We start from the raw sequence: 207 nt of genomic DNA, 5'->3' as shown, positions 1-207 counted from the left end.
CCTTCACTGGCCTCAAACACAGCAGTCTGCCGGCTCAGGTCCGTATTCCGTGGAACCTTTACAGTAATCTTATACACATCCTTATCGATTGTTCCTGCGTTTTCGCCAAGCTTAAACCCTGTGATCGCCTTTTCCGCTGAAAGATCTGGCGCTGGGTCATCAGAGGTGTAGGTTTTCTGGATAACAGGAGTATAAAGGTCTGTGATT

The 207-nt window shown here is 47.8% G+C and carries 1 protein-coding gene; it reads right to left on the bottom strand.

Annotation, left to right across the window (positions count from 1 at the left end; translation table 11 throughout):
• The coding region (locus tag HJY11_RS14955; protein ID WP_208076609.1) for a hypothetical protein at positions 1-207 on the bottom strand (207 nt) is incomplete at both ends.

The sequence above is a fragment of the Bittarella massiliensis (ex Durand et al. 2017) genome (assembly GCF_017566145.1).
Lineage (GTDB): Bacteria > Bacillota > Clostridia > Oscillospirales > Ruminococcaceae > Bittarella > Bittarella massiliensis_A.
Note: the sequence above shows the minus strand (reverse complement) of the source record. Positions and strands in the feature narration are given on the sequence as shown.